Annotated in this window: 10 protein-coding genes; all 10 read left to right on the top strand. The window is 61.5% G+C overall.

Annotated elements, in window-relative coordinates:
• Window positions 1-386 precede the first annotated feature (386 nt).
• The 10 genes from PHI64_RS19640 to brxL all read left to right on the top strand — a co-directional run bounded on the left by PHI64_RS19640 (window position 387) and on the right by brxL (window position 16,556).
• Window positions 387-620 (top strand): type II toxin-antitoxin system Phd/YefM family antitoxin, encoded by a 234-nt coding sequence (locus tag PHI64_RS19640; RefSeq protein ID WP_299886703.1) that lies wholly within the window; start codon window positions 387-389, stop codon window positions 618-620.
• Between the two features lies 1 nt (window position 621).
• Window positions 622-1,053, top strand: coding sequence for a type II toxin-antitoxin system VapC family toxin (locus tag PHI64_RS19645; RefSeq protein ID WP_299886706.1), 432 nt, complete (start codon window positions 622-624; stop codon window positions 1,051-1,053).
• An 11-nt stretch (window positions 1,054-1,064) separates the two neighbouring features.
• Complete coding sequence (locus PHI64_RS19650) at window positions 1,065-1,859, top strand: hypothetical protein (RefSeq protein ID WP_299886709.1); 795 nt, start codon at window positions 1,065-1,067, stop codon at window positions 1,857-1,859.
• Window positions 1,849-2,412, top strand: a complete 564-nt coding sequence (locus PHI64_RS19655) for a BREX protein BrxB domain-containing protein (RefSeq protein ID WP_299886712.1) — start codon at window positions 1,849-1,851, stop codon at window positions 2,410-2,412. The genes PHI64_RS19650 and PHI64_RS19655 overlap by 11 nt, the downstream gene beginning before the upstream one ends.
• A gap of 36 nt (window positions 2,413-2,448) precedes the next feature.
• Window positions 2,449-5,910, top strand: coding sequence for a BREX system P-loop protein BrxC (gene brxC, locus PHI64_RS19660; RefSeq protein WP_299886715.1), 3,462 nt, complete (start codon window positions 2,449-2,451; stop codon window positions 5,908-5,910).
• 159 nt (window positions 5,911-6,069) lie between these two features.
• The gene (locus PHI64_RS19665; protein WP_299886717.1) at window positions 6,070-6,996 is read left to right on the top strand and encodes an Abi family protein; all 927 of its coding nucleotides are present in this window, start codon (window positions 6,070-6,072) and stop codon (window positions 6,994-6,996) included.
• 5 nt (window positions 6,997-7,001) lie between these two features.
• Window positions 7,002-10,400, top strand: a complete 3,399-nt coding sequence (locus PHI64_RS19670; protein WP_299886720.1) for a DNA methyltransferase — start codon at window positions 7,002-7,004, stop codon at window positions 10,398-10,400.
• 1 nt (window position 10,401) lies between these two features.
• The gene (locus tag PHI64_RS19675) at window positions 10,402-12,093 is read left to right on the top strand and encodes an AIPR family protein (protein WP_299886723.1); all 1,692 of its coding nucleotides are present in this window, start codon (window positions 10,402-10,404) and stop codon (window positions 12,091-12,093) included.
• Entirely contained in the window at window positions 12,090-14,417 is a 2,328-nt protein-coding gene (gene pglZ, locus PHI64_RS19680) for a BREX-1 system phosphatase PglZ type B (RefSeq protein ID WP_299886726.1), read from the top strand. The genes PHI64_RS19675 and pglZ overlap by 4 nt, the downstream gene beginning before the upstream one ends.
• Before the next feature lie 93 nt (window positions 14,418-14,510).
• A complete protein-coding gene (gene brxL / locus PHI64_RS19685; protein ID WP_299886728.1) occupies window positions 14,511-16,556 on the top strand; it encodes a protease Lon-related BREX system protein BrxL in 2,046 nt (681 codons plus the stop codon).
• The last annotated feature ends 114 nt before the right edge of the window (window positions 16,557-16,670 follow it).

The following is a 16,670-nucleotide window of genomic DNA, read 5'->3' on the forward strand; positions in this document are numbered from 1 at the left end:
CACTCCTGCGCGCCCTCCGGCAACGCTGCAACGGGCGGCAGGGGCTGTTTCGGTTTCTTCCTTGGCATAACTCTTCCTTTCGGGACTTACGTTATGCCTCAAACACAAAAATTCTGACAGGCTCGAGGGAATTGGTGGCAAACCTTGGCCGCACTTTCCGCTTGGCAAACAACTGCTTCTCCAACTATGCAGTGCCGAGCATTCTGTGGAACTCGTCCCTACGCCGCACCCACTCAGCAAATCACAGAAATTCAAGGCAATCCGCTCGACGTAACCGACACCCCATTCGCACGACGCAGCCTCGGAAGTACATCCTCGCCTGGTTTTGAATATGTCATCCCCCAGGGTATGATTTGACTACTTTCATGACCAATCTGGAGCGAGCTGTGCGTACAGTCAGCCTGGCGGATGCCAAAGCCCATTTGAGCGAGCTCGTGACCCAGGTCGCCGCTGGAGAAGAGGTGGTCATCACCCGGCACGGGCAACCCATCGTCCGCCTCTGTGGCTTGGAGAAGGCCAAAGCTCCGCTTGCCTCTCGAGCCCAGTTTCGCGCCCAACTCCCGCGTCTGGAGAAGCCCTCCGCGCTGCTTATCCAGGGCCAGCATGAGGACGAACGCTGACATGCTCTATCTGGATACCAGTTTCGTCGCACCTCTCGTGCTGAACGAAGAAGTGAGCCCCCTCGTCGAGTCCTATCTGGCCAAACAAGCTGCCGGCAGCTTGGCTGTCAGTCACTGGACCCGGGTTGAATTCGCCTGCTTGGTTGCTCAAGGGGTGAAAGCTCAGCACTTCTCTACCCAGACAGCGGCCTCAGTCCTCGCAGAGTTTGAAGCCCTCGTTCAGGAATCCTTCCAAGTCTGGCTCCCCAGCGCAGCCGACTACGACTTGGCGCGGACTTTGTTAGGGCACTTCGAGACCGGCCTCCGAGAAGGGGGGGCTCTCCATCTTGCGATTGCCAAGAATCAGGGAGCAGACAAAATCCTGACCCTGGATGACGGGCTCCTGAAAGCCGCCAAGTCCCTCAAAATCCCCGCCAGCCGCGGCATCCGCTGAAGTAGCCCCTCGTGACGACTGACTCTACCCTCACCAAATTCGGCTTCCGCTTCGGCCGTAACGGCGCGCATGCGGCCCGAACAATGATGCTTGGTGAGCTCCGCACGCTGTTCAATCACCAGCCCGAGACCGCCACCAAGGCGGACTACCGGCGAGAGGTGGTCGAGTCCAACGTACTGGGCAAACCTACCCGCAAAGCACGAGAGCTCGCCTTTGGTCACCTGGCAGACCTGTATGGCCTTGCGCCCGAGCTCGCAGCGTTTCGCGCTTTCCGAAAACTCTGGATGCAGGACACAGACGCACAGCCAGTTCTGGCTCTCACCCTTGCGCTCGTCCGTGACCCGCTGCTGCGCCGTTCATGGGAGTTCATGCTCGCCAAGCAGCTGGGCGAAGGCGTGCGCCGTGAAGAACTCGAGGAGCTGCTTGCCCGCGACGACCCAGGTCGCTTCAGTCCGGCCTCTCTCAAATCCTTTGCCCAGAACATCAACGGCACCTGGACTCAGGCTGGCTTTCTGGCTGGGCGGTCCCGCAAGACCCGGGTGGTTCCACGCATCACCCCCGCAAACATCACCTTCGCCCTTTTTCTCGGGTATCTCGAGGGTTTCACTGGCCAGAGCCTGTTCACTTCAGCCTGGATGAAGCTCCTCCCTGGCTCTCCTGACGAGCTGGAAGGGCTGGCCAACTCCGCATCGCACCGGGGGCAAATCGTGTTCATGAGCGCGGGGGGCGTCAAGGAAGTGCGCTTCCCTGGCTACCTCACTCCCGAAGAAGAGCACATCCGCCAAGAGGTCTCCCATGTCGTCTAAGGTCGCCAAACTGATTTCGGCTTACCGTCAGCACCTCACTGTTCCCTGGCAGCCTGGCTTGGCTGCGATTCAGCGCGTCATCTTTGCCGTCTACGACAAGACGGATGAACTGCGCCTGCGTGCCAACGTCGAGGAGTTCGCCTTGGCAACCCAGCAAGCAGGCAAGCAGTGGCTCCTCCTGGATGTCACCCATGCCTTCCCTGAATGGATGGCGGCGCAGGAGTACCGGGACGCCTACTTCGAATGCCCCGAGGATTTGGCTGGATACCAGAACGGCGAGCTGACCGAGTTCGTCGCCAACCTCAATGACAAACTCAAAACGCACATCAACGCCGGGGCCGGCCCCGACACCGTCGTTGCCCTGCTCGGTGTTGGTACCCTCTTTGGGCTCGCTCGTGTTTCGTCCGTGGTAGAAGGTATCAAGGAAGCGGTGCAAGGTCGCATGCTAGTGTTCTTCCCTGGTGAGCATCATCCAGAGAATCACACCTATCGCCTCCTCGACGCACGCGACGGCTGGAACTACCTGGCCGTCCCGCTGCTGGCCAAAGACTGACCGCCGCCCTCCAAACATTTCACCGCCAAGACCACCATGCTGAACCGGGACATCTACAACAAGCCCCCAAAGGAGAACCGCCTCGTCAACAACGGCGTGGCCGAGGTATCCGAAGACCACTCCGATGCCGCCCAGGCCATCCTGCGCTACGAGCTGGAATCCTTCGTCTGCGACGGGCAGTACGAGAAGGGCCTGGAAACCATCCTGGACAAGTTCCTGTTGAATCTGGATGCGGGGACCGAGCAGCCTGGGGTCTGGATTTCCGGTTTCTACGGCAGTGGCAAGTCGCACCTGGCCAAGATGCTGCGCACGCTCTGGACCGACTATCAGTTCGCCGACGGTGCCACGGCCCGCAGCCTTGCCAAGCTCCCCACCGGCGTCTTCGAGCACCTCAAGGAACTCAGCATGCAGGGTAGGCGCCACGGCACCCTGCACGCCGCCGCTGGCAAGCTTGGGGCCGGAGCCGGCGACAAAGTTCGTTTGGCGCTGCTGGGCATCGTGTTCAAATCGAAGGGGCTGCCCGAGCAGTACAACCAGGCGCAGTTTGTCCTGTGGATGACGCGAGAAGGCATCCTGCCCACGGTGGAGGCGGAGTTGAAGTCGGCCGGGCGCTCGCTGGCGCAGGAGCTTCCGCACATGTACGTGTCCAGCCACCTCGCCAAAGCCCTGCTGCAGGCGCGGCTTGGCTTGGCCCACACCGAGGCCGACGCCCGCAAGCTCCTGAAGGAGCAGTTCCCGCAGGTCACCGACGTCACCAGCGAGCAGATGACCACCGCCATCGCGGATGCCCTGTCGGTGGACGGCAAGTTCCCCCTGACCTTGGTGGTATTGGACGAGGTCCAACAGTTCGTCGGAAACGACGTGGAGAAGGCCTTCCAGGTGCAGGAGGTCACGGAGACCCTGTCCAAGCACTTCAATGGGAAGCTGCTCTTCGTGGCAACGGGGCAATCCGCGCTGTCCGGCATGGCCAACCTGCAGCGCCTGATGGGGCGCTTCCCTGTACAGGTGATGCTGGGCGACTGGGACGTCGAGAACGTCACCCGACAAATCATCCTGGCCAAGAAGCCCTCAGCCCAGCCAGACGTCGAGCAGGTCTGGCGTGCCAACCTGGGTGAAATCTCGCGCCACCTGCGCGGCACCAAGCTCGAGCACGTCACCGACGACGAAGACGTGATGACCTCGGACTACCCGCTCCTGCCGGTACGTCGCCGGTTCTGGGAACGCGTTCTGAGGACCATTGACACCACCGGCACCGTCTCCCAGCTGCGTAGCCAGTTGCGCGTGGTGCACGAGGCCGTGCTGGCCACGGCCGATGCGCCGCTGGGGCACGTGGTCTCCGGCGACTTCCTCTATGACCAGATTGCCGCCAACCTCGTCTCGACCGCCCAGTTGCCGAAGGAGGTGTTCGATAACGTCCAGCGCTTCTCGGCGGGGGATGCGGACGCCCAGCTCAAGGCCAAGCTGCTCAAGCTCATCTACCTCATCAACAAGCTGCCGGCCGATGCTGCGCTGGACATCGGCTTGAAGGCGACCGAAGAAGCGCTGGCCGACCTCTTAGTCACCGACCTCTCCGCGGGCTCCTCCGAGCTTCGCAAGAAGCTGCCCGACTTGCTGGGTGAGCTTCAGAACAAAGACCGCCTCGTGATGGCCCTGGCGGGGAGCAGTGGCACCGAGTACCGCCTGCAAACCCGGGAGTCGAGCGCCTGGTACGACGAGTTCCGCGCCCAAGAGGCCGAACTCAAGGCAGCGCCCCAGCGGGTGGAACAAAAGCGCGCCGACCTGCTGAAAGGCCGCTTCAACGATGTACTAAAGAAGGTGCGTGTCGTACAGGGCAAGGACAACGTCGAGCGCCGCCTCGCACCCATCTACGACGACAACCTGCCCAAAGACCACGACAAGTCCCTCTACCTGTGGATTCAGGACGGCTGGCAGACCGAAGAAAAATCAGTCATCGCAGAAGCCAAGGCCAAGAGCTCCGACAACCCTACGCTCTTTGCTTTCCTCCCTGCCCAGCACAAGACCGAGCTGACCAACGCCATCGTGGCGCTGGAAGCCGCACGTACCACGCTGCAGAAGAAGGGGAGTCCTTCCACTGAGGAAGGCCGTGACGCCCAGCGCTCCATGGAGAGCCGGCAACGCACCGCCGAGAAGGAGTTGGCCGAGCTGCTGGAGCTGCTCGTTGCCGGTGTGCGTGTATTTCAGGCCGGTGGCCAGGAGGCCTTGGACGGCAACGACCTGGCTGACCGCATCAACCGTGCAGCCCGCTCCTCGGCCATCCGCCTCTACAGCCAGTTCGATGCCGCCGACCACGACATGTGGAGCAAGGTGCTGGACGAGGCGCGCAAGGGCAACCTCGAAGCCCTTAAAGCCGTAGGCCACACCCAGGAGGCCGACAAGCACCCGGTCTGCCAGAAGCTGCTTCCCTACATCGGCCCTGGAAAGAAAGGCGCCGAGATTCGCGACAACTTCGAGGCACCGCCCTTCGGCTGGCCTCGCGATGCTATTGATGGGGCGCTGTACGCCCTGTTGGCAGCCGGCCATATCAAGGCTATCGATGCCACGTCCAAACCCGTGGATGCCAAGAGTCTGGACCGGGCCAAACTCACCCAGACCAGCTTCCAGCGTGAGAGCGTCAACATCACGCCGATTCAGCTCATCAAGATTCGCAAGCTGTTCGACGCGGTGGGCGTTCCATGTCAGCCCAAGGAAGAGCTCATCAAGCTGCCGGCGCTACTCGCCAAGTTGCGGGACCAGGCATCGAAGGCGGGTGGCCAGCCCCCCGCGCCCGAGGTGCCGAAACTCACCGCCCTTGAAGCTGTTGAGGGGCAGACCGGCAACGCCCAGCTGCTGGAGCTGTTCAGCCGTTACGACGAACTCGTCGGGCTCTCCAAGGCCTGGACCCAAACCGCCGCCGACATTGCAAAGCGCCTGCCCGTCTGGCGCAAGCTCATTGAGTTGCTGCGCCACGCCAAGGCATTGGGCCCTTATGCCGCGCTGAAAGCCGAGGTTGATGCCATCGAGGCCCAGCGCAGCTTGCTTGCCGACCCGGACCCCGTCCGCCCGCTGCTGGACAAGACGGTGGACCTGCTGCGCCAGGCCTTGAACGCCAAGCTGGAAGCCTTCCAGAAAACCTTCAAACAACAGCAAGCTCAACTTCAGGCCGACGCCGACTGGAACAGGCTCAGCGATGCGCAACGTAGCGAGCTCAGCACGCAGCACCACTTGACTGCGCCAGAGCCTGTGCAGCTCGGAACGCCCGAGCAACTACAGGACGCACTGGACGACTGCGAACTGGAGCACTGGGTCGCCAAAACCCAGGCACTTCCCAGCCGCTTCGAGGCGGCCCGCCATGCCGCGGTACAGCTGCTGAAGCCCAACGTCGTTCATGTCCCGCTGCCCAAACGCACTTTGAACGACGAGTCCGAGCTCAAGGCTTGGCTGGAAGAAGTGGAAACATTGCTCAGCACCAAGCTCAAGCAAGGCCCGATTGCACTGTGACCACGCGTTGTCCCGTCTCCTGGCTGTGATATCCATGTCTTCCGATAACCGTTTACTTGCTATAATCGTGGCAACAACACCCGCCACACTTCAGGTTTGCGCGAAAGCGCATGCACAGTGCTCCCATGGCGGGTTTCTCATTTCTGCGGCCGGTTTGTGATGAAGTACAGCAAACCTGCCCTGTCAAACGCCGACCTGCTGGCTCGATGGCAAGCCAAGGGCTTGGCGGTTCCCCACCCCGCAGACGCTGAACGTGCCCTGAACTTCATCGGCTACTTCCGCCTGCGCGGCTACGCACTTCCGCTGATGAACACCACACCTGCTGGGCGGGTGTTCAAGGCCGGCGTGAAGTTTGACGACATCGTCGCTCGTTACGAACTGGACCGCGAGCTTCGCCGCATCACACTCGGCCAGCTTGAGCGCATCGAAGTCGCGGTGCGCACCGTCATCAGCAATCAGATGTCGCTGCAGTACGGGCCTTTCTGGTATCTCAACTACCCCGACCAGGTACTGGGGCACGCACCAAGCCGCCGAGGCGGAACCGAGCCGTTTCCGCTGGGCAGCTTCCTGAGCGAAGTCGAGCGCGAGACACACCGCTCCAGAGACCTGTTCGCCCAGCACTACTTCAGGACCTACACCGAGCCCCTGCTCCCCCCGAGTTGGTTGATGGTCGAGTGCCTGTCTTTCGGCAAGTGGTCACTGTTGTACAAGCACCTGCAGAAGGCCGACCCGAAGCATCCCAACCCCAAAAAAGTGGTGGCCAAGGCCTTTGGCCTGTCCGTAAGCCTGCTTGAGTCGTGGCTGCATGCGCTGACCATCCTGCGCAACATTTGCGCCCACCACGGCCGCGTCTGGAACCGCCGTTTTGCCTATCGGCCCGAGGTCTATGCTCAGGCCCCCCAGCACTTCACCGACCAGCAGAGCTACTACTGCCTGGCCGTGGTGATGCGTCTGTTTTCGCGCCCCGTGGACACCCACGATGAATGGCCCATACGGCTGATGGACCTGTTCAGGGCGCATCCTGCCATCGCTCCCGCAGACCTGGGCTTTCCTGCCAACTGGGAAGCTGACCCGATTTGGAACTGACCTCCATGAGCACCCACCACAACCAGCCCCTGGCCAAGCCCCTGCGCACCCAGCTCGAGAACACCGTCAAAGCTGCCCGGGAGGCTGCCGAGAAAGGCGCTCGCGCCGCCCTGAGCCAACTCGCCGTAGGCGAAGCCAAGGCACCCGACTACTTGACCGACGAGTTCAAGGCCCTGCGCCGCCGCCTGCGTGCCCACGGCCGAGCCCTTGGCGATACCAAGGCAGCCGACGACACCCAGGGCCTGCAGCACCTGGTCTGGGAAGTCGCCTACGAGCACTGGCACCGCATGCTCTTCGCCCGCTTCCTGGCGGAAAACGGCTTGCTGCTCTGGGAGCCGGGCGCGGCCGTGTCGCTGGACGATTGCGAAGCGCTGGTGCAGGAAAGCGACCCGACGATGAACCTGGGCGCCAAGACCCAGTGGGAGCTGGCCGGCAAGCTGGCCGCCCGCATGCTCCCGCAGGTGTTCAAGCCCCAGAGCCCGGTGTTTGAACTGGCCTTCGCGCCCGAGCATCAACGCGAGCTGGAGCGTCTGCTGGCCGCGCTGCCGACCGAGGTGTTCCAGGCCAGCGACAGCCTGGGCTGGGTCTACCAATTCTGGCAGGCCAAGCGGAAGGATGAGGTCAACGCCTCGGAAGTGAAGATTGGCGCCGACGAGCTGCCTGCCGTCACCCAGCTCTTCACCGAGCCTTACATGGTGGACTTCCTGCTCCACAACTCGCTGGGCGCCTGGTGGGTGACGCGCCACCCTGGCGGGACCTGTCCGGTACCGCTGACCTACCTGCGCACGCAGGAGGATGGCACGCCCGCCGCCGGCAAGTTCGAAGGTTGGCCCGACCGCTTGAGCGAGTTCAAGCTGCTCGACCCCTGCTGCGGCTCAGGCCACTTCCTGGTAGCCGCCCTCCTGATGTTGGTGCCGATGCGCATAGCCGCAGAACACCTCTCCGCCCGCGAGGCGGTGGATGCAGTGCTGCGCGATAACCTGCATGGCCTGGAGCTGGACCCGCGCTGCGTGGAAATCGCGGTGTTCGCGCTGGCGCTCGCCGCCTGGCGCTTCCCGGACGAAGGCGGCCAGCCGCTGGGCGTGCGCGCGGACATGCCCGCGCCCAACATCGCCTGCTGCGGGCTGAAGGTGGCCGCGCGGGCGGCGGACTGGATGGCGCTCGTTCCCGACGAGGTGCCCAACGCCACCTACCTGCGCCAGGAACTGCGCCTGCTGCACGACAGCTTCTCGCAAGCGCCGCTGCTGGGCAGCCTGCTCGACCCGGCCCGCAGCCTGAAGAACGACCTCGCCACCACGAGCTTTGACACCTTGCGCGCGCTGCTGGAGCGGGCGCTGTCCACCGAGCGCCCGGCCACGCTGTGGGGCGAGGGCAACGAGGTGCAGGAGGAAGCCTGGGACCACGCCCTGACCGCCCGCGGCCTGCTAGATGCGGCGCGGCTGCTGGATGCGCGCTACCACCTGGTGGTGACCAACGTGCCCTATCTGGCGCGCGGCAAGCAGTCCGATGCGCTGAAGGCCTTCTGCGAAACCCATTACCCGGACGCCAAGAACGACCTCGCCAACGTGTTCCTGGAGCGCTGCCTGGAGCTGTCGCAGCGCGGTGCGGCCGGCGTGGTGCAGATAGTGATGCCGCAGAACTGGCTGTTCCTCACCAGCTACAAGAAGCAGCGCGAAAGCCTGCTGAAGCGGGTGCAGTGGAACCTGCTGGCGCGGCTGGGGGAGGGCGGCTTCGACAGCCCACAGGCGGCGGGGGCGTTCATCATCCTGCTCACTCAGACCCATGCGCCGGCGGACGAGGCGTTTGCCTTGTGCGGCGTGGATGCCAGTGGACCGAAAGGGGCTGCGGAGAAGGCAGCGCTGCTGCGGGAGGGGGAGGTGGTGTCCGTGGGGCAGAAGGGGCAGTTGGGGAATCCGGATGCGCGGGTGATGTTCGGAGAGTCCTCGTCCGTCACTGTGCTGAACAAATTTGCCTACCATAACCTCGGTATCTGCACGGGGGACTCGATTCGTTTCTATCGAAAGCACTGGGAGTTCGGTGAAATTCCGTCAGGCTGGGCAAAGATGCAAAGCACAGTCGACGCTCGTGCAGATTTCTCCGGATGCGAGAGCCTGGTTTTTTGGGAGGACGGTAATGGGGCACTTTACGATTTCGTGGTCGAGAAGCTGGGGGAAGACCAAGTAGGTTCTTGGCTTCGAGGCAAGAACGCCTGGGGGCGCCAGGGCGTTCTTATCAGTGCGATGCGGGACCTGCCAGCAACGTCATACCTCGGTGGCCTGTTTGATGAGAACGCAGTCGTTCTGATTGCAGAAGATGAAGCCGTTGTTCCAGCACTTTGGTGCTACTGCGCAGACCCGTCCTATGCCGTCGAGGTTCGCAAGGCGAATCAGACGCTCAAGGTACGTGGAGACTTGGTCAAAGTCCCCTTCGACCTCGCCCACTGGCAACAAGTCGCCGCCGAATGCTACCCCAACGGTCTGCCCAAACCCTATTCCGACGACCCCACCCAGTGGCTGTTCCACGGCCACCCGCAGCCCGCCACCGACCCGCTGCAGGTCGCCGTCGCCCGCCTGCTCGGCTACCGCTGGCCGGCCGAGACCGACGCCGACATGGAACTCGCCGATGAAGCCCGTCAGTGGATTGCGCACACCGGCCAGCTCGCCGCCCATGCCGACGACGACGGCATCGTCTGCCTGCCCGCTGTGCGCGGTGAAAAGCCCGCCCACGAGCGCCTGCTGGCACTGCTTATCGACGCCTGGGAAACCGTCACCCCCGGCAGCTGGAAAGCCTCCACCCTCGACCGCCTGCTGGCTGAGGCCGACTGCGCCGGCAAGAGCCTGGAGGTGTGGCTGCGCGAGAAGTTCTTCGAGCAGCACGCCAAGCGCTTCCACCATCGCCCCTTCATCTGGCACGTGTGGGACGGCCTCAAGGACGGCTTCGGCGCGCTGGTCAATTACCACCAGCTCGACGCCAAGAAGCTGGAGCGCCTCATCCACACCTACCTGGGCGACTGGATTCGCCAGCAGGAAGCCGGCGTGCGTGACCGCATCGACGGCGCCCAAACCCGCCTGGCCGCCGCCCAGGACCTGAAGCGCCGCCTCGAGCTCATCCTCGAAGGCGAGCCGCCCTACGACATCTTTGTTCGCTGGAAGCCCCTGACCGAACAGCCCATCGGCTGGAACCCCGACCTCAACGACGGCGTGCGCCTCAACATCCGCCCCTTCATGACCGCCGAGGTCCTGCGCCACAACAAGAAGCCCAAACTCAACGTCACCTGGGACAAGGACCGCGGCAAAGACGTGGAAAGCGCGCCGTGGTTCCACAAGTTCAAGGGCGACCGCATCAATGACCACCATCTGACGCGGAATGAGAAAATAGCAGCAAGTCAAAAAGAAGGAGCCTGACATGAATCTGAATGCTTCCATAATCGACCAGCGCCTGACGGGAGTTCAGGGTGAAATACAAGATTGGGCCAAAGACGAACTGAATGTCACCGACCCAGCTCGGCTGAAGCCGTTAGCCTTTGTCTACCTGTGCGTCAAGACCATGTTGGATTTGGATGCCCAAGAGGCTTTCGACTGTTTGACGGATGGTGGCGGCGATTTTGGTGTGGACGCCATGCAAGTGACGGAAGAGGTGGACGGGGAGTTTGTCGTAACGCTCTTCCAAGCTAAGTACAAGGTAAAGCTAGAGGCTGACTCAAACTTTCCTGAAGATGGCATTAATGCATTGGTTAACGCTATTCGCCATATTTTTGACCCGTCGGCAGAACTCGGCGCCATCAATGAGCGCTTAAGGGCAAAGGTGGAAGAAGCAAGAGCCATGGTCCGCGATGGCTTCATTCCTAGGGTTCGAGCAATCGCCTGCAACAATGGCATCAAATGGAATCAACAGGCCCAAACCGCCATCGACCGTGCAGGCTTTGGCGACCAAGTGACTTGGGAGTATGTCAACCATGATGTCTTGATTGGTATCCTGCAGCGTCCCAAACAGGTTGATGACACACTTCGTCTCGTGGGGAAGGCCAATGTGGAGGACATGAACTTCAGTAGAGTTTGTATTGGCCGCATGCCTGTAACCGAGGTTGCTGCCTTAATGCGCACGCATGGTGACCGACTGCTGGAGCGCAATATTCGGCGCTATCTGGGCTTGCATGGAAATCGAGTCAATGAGGGCATTCGCGCCACGCTACAGTCACAACAGCCTTCAAATTTTTATTTCTTTAATAATGGACTGACCCTAGTCTGCAATGATTTTTCTTACAATGCCTTGCAGAATAGTGACTATCAGGTTCGGGTGGAGAACCTGCAAATTGTCAATGGTGGCCAGACCTGCATGACGATTCTTAAGACTGCCGAGTCAATGGCAGCCCTAGGAAAATCTCTCCCAGCGGACGCTAGCGTGTTGGTACGACTCTACAAGCTACCGAAGGACAACGACGATATAGTTCTTCAGATTACACATGCAACCAACAGCCAGAATCCGGTGGACTTGAAAGACCTCCGCTCGAACGATGAAATTCAGCGTCAGCTTGAAGCGAGTATCCAGCAGTTGGGTTTCAACTATCGACGCAAACGGGTTGATGGCGTTTCCAAAACAACGGATATTACTGCGGGTGCTGCTGCGGAAGCGCTTCTCGCTGTTTGGCGGCATGCCCCGCATCAAGCAAAATTCCTGACCAGAGAGCATTTTGGGAAGCTGTACTCTGTCGTTTTTCCAAACAACGTAAACGGAGCACAAGTTGTGCTCGCAGTGCTGCTTTACCGGATTGCAGAAAATCATCGACGTCGGCCGGTTGACACGGACCCCCTTCTTGTTCGTTATGCATCGTGTTTCGTAGCCATGCGCATGGGGCAACGCCTCTTAAAGGACTTAGGCAAGAATTTGGATGAGATTCATCACCAGTGTTTTGAGGAGGCACGTCGGCTAATTGATGAGCGAGGCGAAGGTTACTTCCGTGCAGCAGTCAGCGATGTCGAATCGGCATTGACAGATTTGTATGGGCAGAAGGAAGTCTCACCCTTACAGCTGTCAGCGACTTTCCGGCGCGGTGACCTGATTCAAAAGTTACTGGCGCTGCCGGTGGGTAATGCATGACCACCCTGGTCCAGCGGCTGGTTGCAGCCATTTCGGAAGCAGTTAAGGTAAATAAATCCGTTCAATCCCAGCCTGCAGCTATCCTCTGGCCTGACAAAGAGTGTCAGTGGCAAACCGCACTGCCGCATTTGAGGAAGTACCTTCCAAGCCTTTGCACGCTCGGTCCGTATGAACCCGAGCAAGGTCGTGGCCCTGCAATCTGGCTCAAGTGCTATATCGCCGGACTCTTGTCTGAGGGGCAGTTTAACTGCGTGCCGATTGTTTACATGCCAGGCATAGGTCGAAGTGATTTGCGGGCTATCGAGAATTGCCCTCGTGACCTGCAGCCCCTTGCAGAGCTGCAGTACCGCGGAGTGTTCTGGAGCCAAGCCAACGCAAAGGACTGGACCCTGAGTGCGTTCCTGTCTTCAAAGAACGGCGGGCTTGAGCTGGATGTAGCCCAGGACAAGGCCACACAGGAGGCGCTGAGGCAGGCCCTCGAGGCCGGTGTCTTGCTTGACCGCCCTGTTGCAGAGCTTCAGGGGCGTCAAATCAATGCGGAGTGGCTCCACAGCCTCTTGGCTCCGAACCCCACGCGGGACCTGTTGCTCTGGATGAATGACGCCGATAGTGCCCGTGCGCAGTGGGCAGGGGTACGCTGGGATGTCTTCAGCAAGCGCTGCAAAGCTGATTTTGGGTTTGACCCTGTGGCCGATGGCCTGCTGGTCGCGGCAGAGCTGCTTGCCAAGGGAAAGGGGAAGTGGGCAGCAGTCTCCGAGCTCTACCGAGACTCCTACACGAGCTTTCCCAAGGTCTATGACCTGCTCCTCAAGGTCCAGCCCCCTCAATTGGGACTGTTCGACGAACTCGACCAGCTGGCAGGCTATCCCCAGGCCAACGAAGAGCGGGAAGCGAACTTGCGCTATGCGCTGGCCGCCTGTGATTCGATGGACTCGGCACAGGCTCGTGCAGCCATCCACAAAGCCGAGCAGGAGCATGGGGGCCGTCGCGGTTGGCTGTGGCGGCGCATGGGGCAATCCCCCCTTGCTGTCGCTCTGGGGCACCTGTCTCGTTTGGTTGAGCTGAGCACCAACCTTCCATCTGGCAGCTCACCTGAGCAGCTTGCAGCGAGTTACCAGCAGCACGGCTGGCAAGTGGATGCCGCCGCTCTGGACGTCCTCGCAGCCGTTCAGGCAAAGGCTGACGTGGATGCCGTATCAGCTGCTCTGCGCTCGGTGTACCGTCCCTGGCTCGATGCAGCCGCTGTACGCCTGCAAGAGGCCGCAAAATCCGTTGGCGGGCTTCCCCCCTTGAGTCCTTCGTCTTCCGGTGAGACAGAGGGCGGGGTGTGCACCGTTTTCGTCGACGGATTGCGCTACGACGTGGCGGTACGGTTGAAGGAGCGGCTGGCCGAACTGGGTAAGCCGGCTTTGAGCGTCTCTTGGACCAGCATGCCCTCGGTGACGGCGTCAGGTAAGCCGTGGTGCTCCCCGGTGCGAGATTGGGTCGCCGGCACGAAGGAGGACGCCGACTTCCAGCCGAGAGTAGCGGCGGATGGCAAGCCATTGTCGGCCTACAACCTCCGCAAGCTCCTCGCGGAGACGGGGGTTCAAGTTCTCGACAAACATGAGTCCGGAGACCCCCAGGGGCGCGCCTGGACGGAATCAGGAGACCTGGACCATTATGGTCACGAGCACGGCATCAGGCTCGCCAGAGACCTCGACGTGCAGCTGAATCAGGTGATGGAGCGCGTTGAAGAGCTTATCCAGGCAGGTTGGCGACGGTTCCGCATTGTGACCGACCATGGCTGGCTTCTGTTGCCTGGTGGGCTACCCAAGACCGAGCTTCCGATGCATCAAGTCGAAACCCGCTGGGGCCGCAGTGCAATCCTGAAGCATTCTGCCTTTGGCACCTCCCTGACCTTCGGTTGGGATTGGTGCAAGGAGGTGCAGATTGCCTATGCCCCGGGCGTCTCCTGCTTTGTGGCGGGGACAGAGTACGCCCACGGAGGCCTCAGTCTCCAGGAGTGCCTGGTGCCAGTTATCGCTCTGGATGTCGCAGCGTCAGCTTCGACAGCAGCCAATGTCACAATCAAGGCTGTGACGTGGCGAGGGCTGCGCTGCGTTGTCGAGGTGGAGCCCCCCATGGCGGGGCTGGTGGCGGATATTCGCACCAAGCCTGCGTTGGCATCGAGTTCGCTGGCTGCCAGCGTCAAGACGATTCAGGATGGCAAGGCCAGTCTTGCGGTCGCGGACGATGACAACCTGGGTGTGGCGGCCGTGGTTGTCGTACTGGGGCCTGATGGGGCTGTGCTTCAGAAGAGCCCGACGACCGTGGGGGGCTGATGGCTCTCGGTGCGTCTCCGCAGCTTTGGCCTGCTGGAACGCCCAATCAGATAGCAATGAGGGCCGCGCGTGGCCCGTGAAAGGTATTGAACGATGCAACTCGATGACTTGGACAGGAAGGCCACGGAAGCCTTTGAAGGCTATGTGGTCCGCAAGGACCTGGTGCGGACGTTCAGTCGTCAGTTTCCTGTTCCCACCTACGTCGTGGAGTTCCTGCTCGGCCGCTACTGCGCCACCACCGACGAGGCCGAAATCCAGGAGGGCCTGGAAATCGTCCAGCGCCAGCTCTCGTCACGAACGGTGAAGGCGGGGGAGGAGGAGCTTTTCAAGGCGCGCGCCCGGGAGTCTGGCTCGGTCAAAATCATCGACATCATCACAGCCAGGCTTGACGCCAAGAGCGACTCGTACGTCGCCTCGCTCCCCAGCCTGCGCCTCACGGATGTCCGGATTGACCCGGACCTCATCAAGGAGCACGAGCGCATCCTGACGGGGGGCTTCTACGCTGAGGTCACCCTGGCCTACGATGCATCGATTGCCCAGGAAAAGAGCGGTCGCCCCTTCGGTGTGCAGTCTCTGCGCGCCATTCAGCTGTCCAAGCGGGATGTGCTGGCAGACCTGAGCGCCGGCCGGGACAAGCTGACCACGCTCGAATGGAAGGATTTTTTGCTTCGCAGTGTGGGGCTCGAGCCCGAGACGCTCAGTGACAGAGCCAAGGACGCTTTCCTGTTGCGCATGGTCCCCTTTGTCGAGCGCAACTACAACATGGTGGAGCTCGGCCCCAGAGGGACTGGCAAGTCGCACCTCTTCCAGCAGGTATCGCCCTACGCGCACCTGATTTCAGGGGGGAAGGCGACGGTGGCCCGCATGTTCGTGAACAACGCGAGCGGTCAGCGTGGCTTGGTCTGCCAGTACGACGTGGTGTGCTTCGACGAAGTATCGGGCGTTTCCTTCGACCAGAAGGACGGCGTGAACATCATGAAAGGCTACATGGAGAGCGGCGAGTTCTCCCGCGGCAAGGAAAGCATCCGCGCCGACGGCTCCATTGTCCTGGTGGGCAACTTTGATGTGGATGTCGAGCATCAGCAGCGTGTCAGCCACCTGTTCGGCCCGCTGCCCCCCGAGATGAGGGATGACACGGCCTTCATGGACCGCATTCACTGCTACTTACCTGGCTGGGACGTGCCCAAGCTCAACCCCAGCCTCTTCACCAATCACTTCGGCCTTGTCAGCGACTTCCTGTCGGAGTGCTTCACCCAGCTCCGCAATCAGAGCAGGGTCTCGGTGTTGCAGGGACGGGTCTTCTGGGGAGGCGCCCTGTCAGGTCGAGACCTGAACGGCGTGAACAAGACCGTAAGCGGGCTGCTGAAGCTGCTCTACCCCAACGCAGAGACGCCCGTCAGCGACGAGGACCTGGAATGGGCGGTACGTTTGGCCCTCGAGGTGCGCCGGCGCGTCAAGGAGCAGCAGAAACGCATCGGTGCCGCTGAGTTCCGCAACACGCACTTCAGCTATACCCTGGGGGCCGAAGGGGTCGAGAAGTTCGTGTCCACCCCTGAGCTGCAGAGCCAGGCGGGCATTGGTGACGAGCCCCTTGAGTGCGGGCAGATTTGGACACTCAGCCCCGGGGGCCAGGATGAGCATGCCGGGTTGTTCCGGCTGGAAGTGACCGAAGGCCCGGGCAGCGGTGTCCGTGTGCTGAACAACCCGGTCCCGCCGGCGTTCAAGGAGTCAATCCGCTGCGCCGAGCAAAACCTGTACGCGCGGGCCCCGCAACTGGTGGGCGACCGTGACCCCAGGGCACATGAGTTCTCGGTGCAGCTGCGCGGCTTCGATGCGGCCAAGAGCGGCGCAAAGACTTCGGTAGCGTGCCTCATCGCGCTGGCCAGTGCGCTCCTCAGAAAATCGGTGCGTGGCGGCCTCATCGTGGTCGGTGAGGTTACGCTCGGTGGAACCATCGAGCCGATACACAACGCGGTCACCTTGGCCGAGCAGGCGGTTGAGAAAGGAGCGAAGTCCTTGCTGCTACCGGTTGCCTGTCGGCGCCAGCTCTTCGACCTTTCGGATGACATGGCCACGAAGCTCGACATCGAGTTCTACCAGGATGCGCGCGATGCGCTCCTGAAGGCGCTGACAGAGTAAAAGGCGCCCTCCGCTCCGGGCTCCGCCCTGCGCGGAGGGCGCATCGACAACACGCACCTCGCCATCGGTGCGGAAGGAGGTTCCCAGGAAGGGAAAAACCGATAGACTTATCCA

It is taken from the genome of Zoogloea sp., from assembly GCF_028689785.1.
Lineage (GTDB): Bacteria > Pseudomonadota > Gammaproteobacteria > Burkholderiales > Rhodocyclaceae > Zoogloea.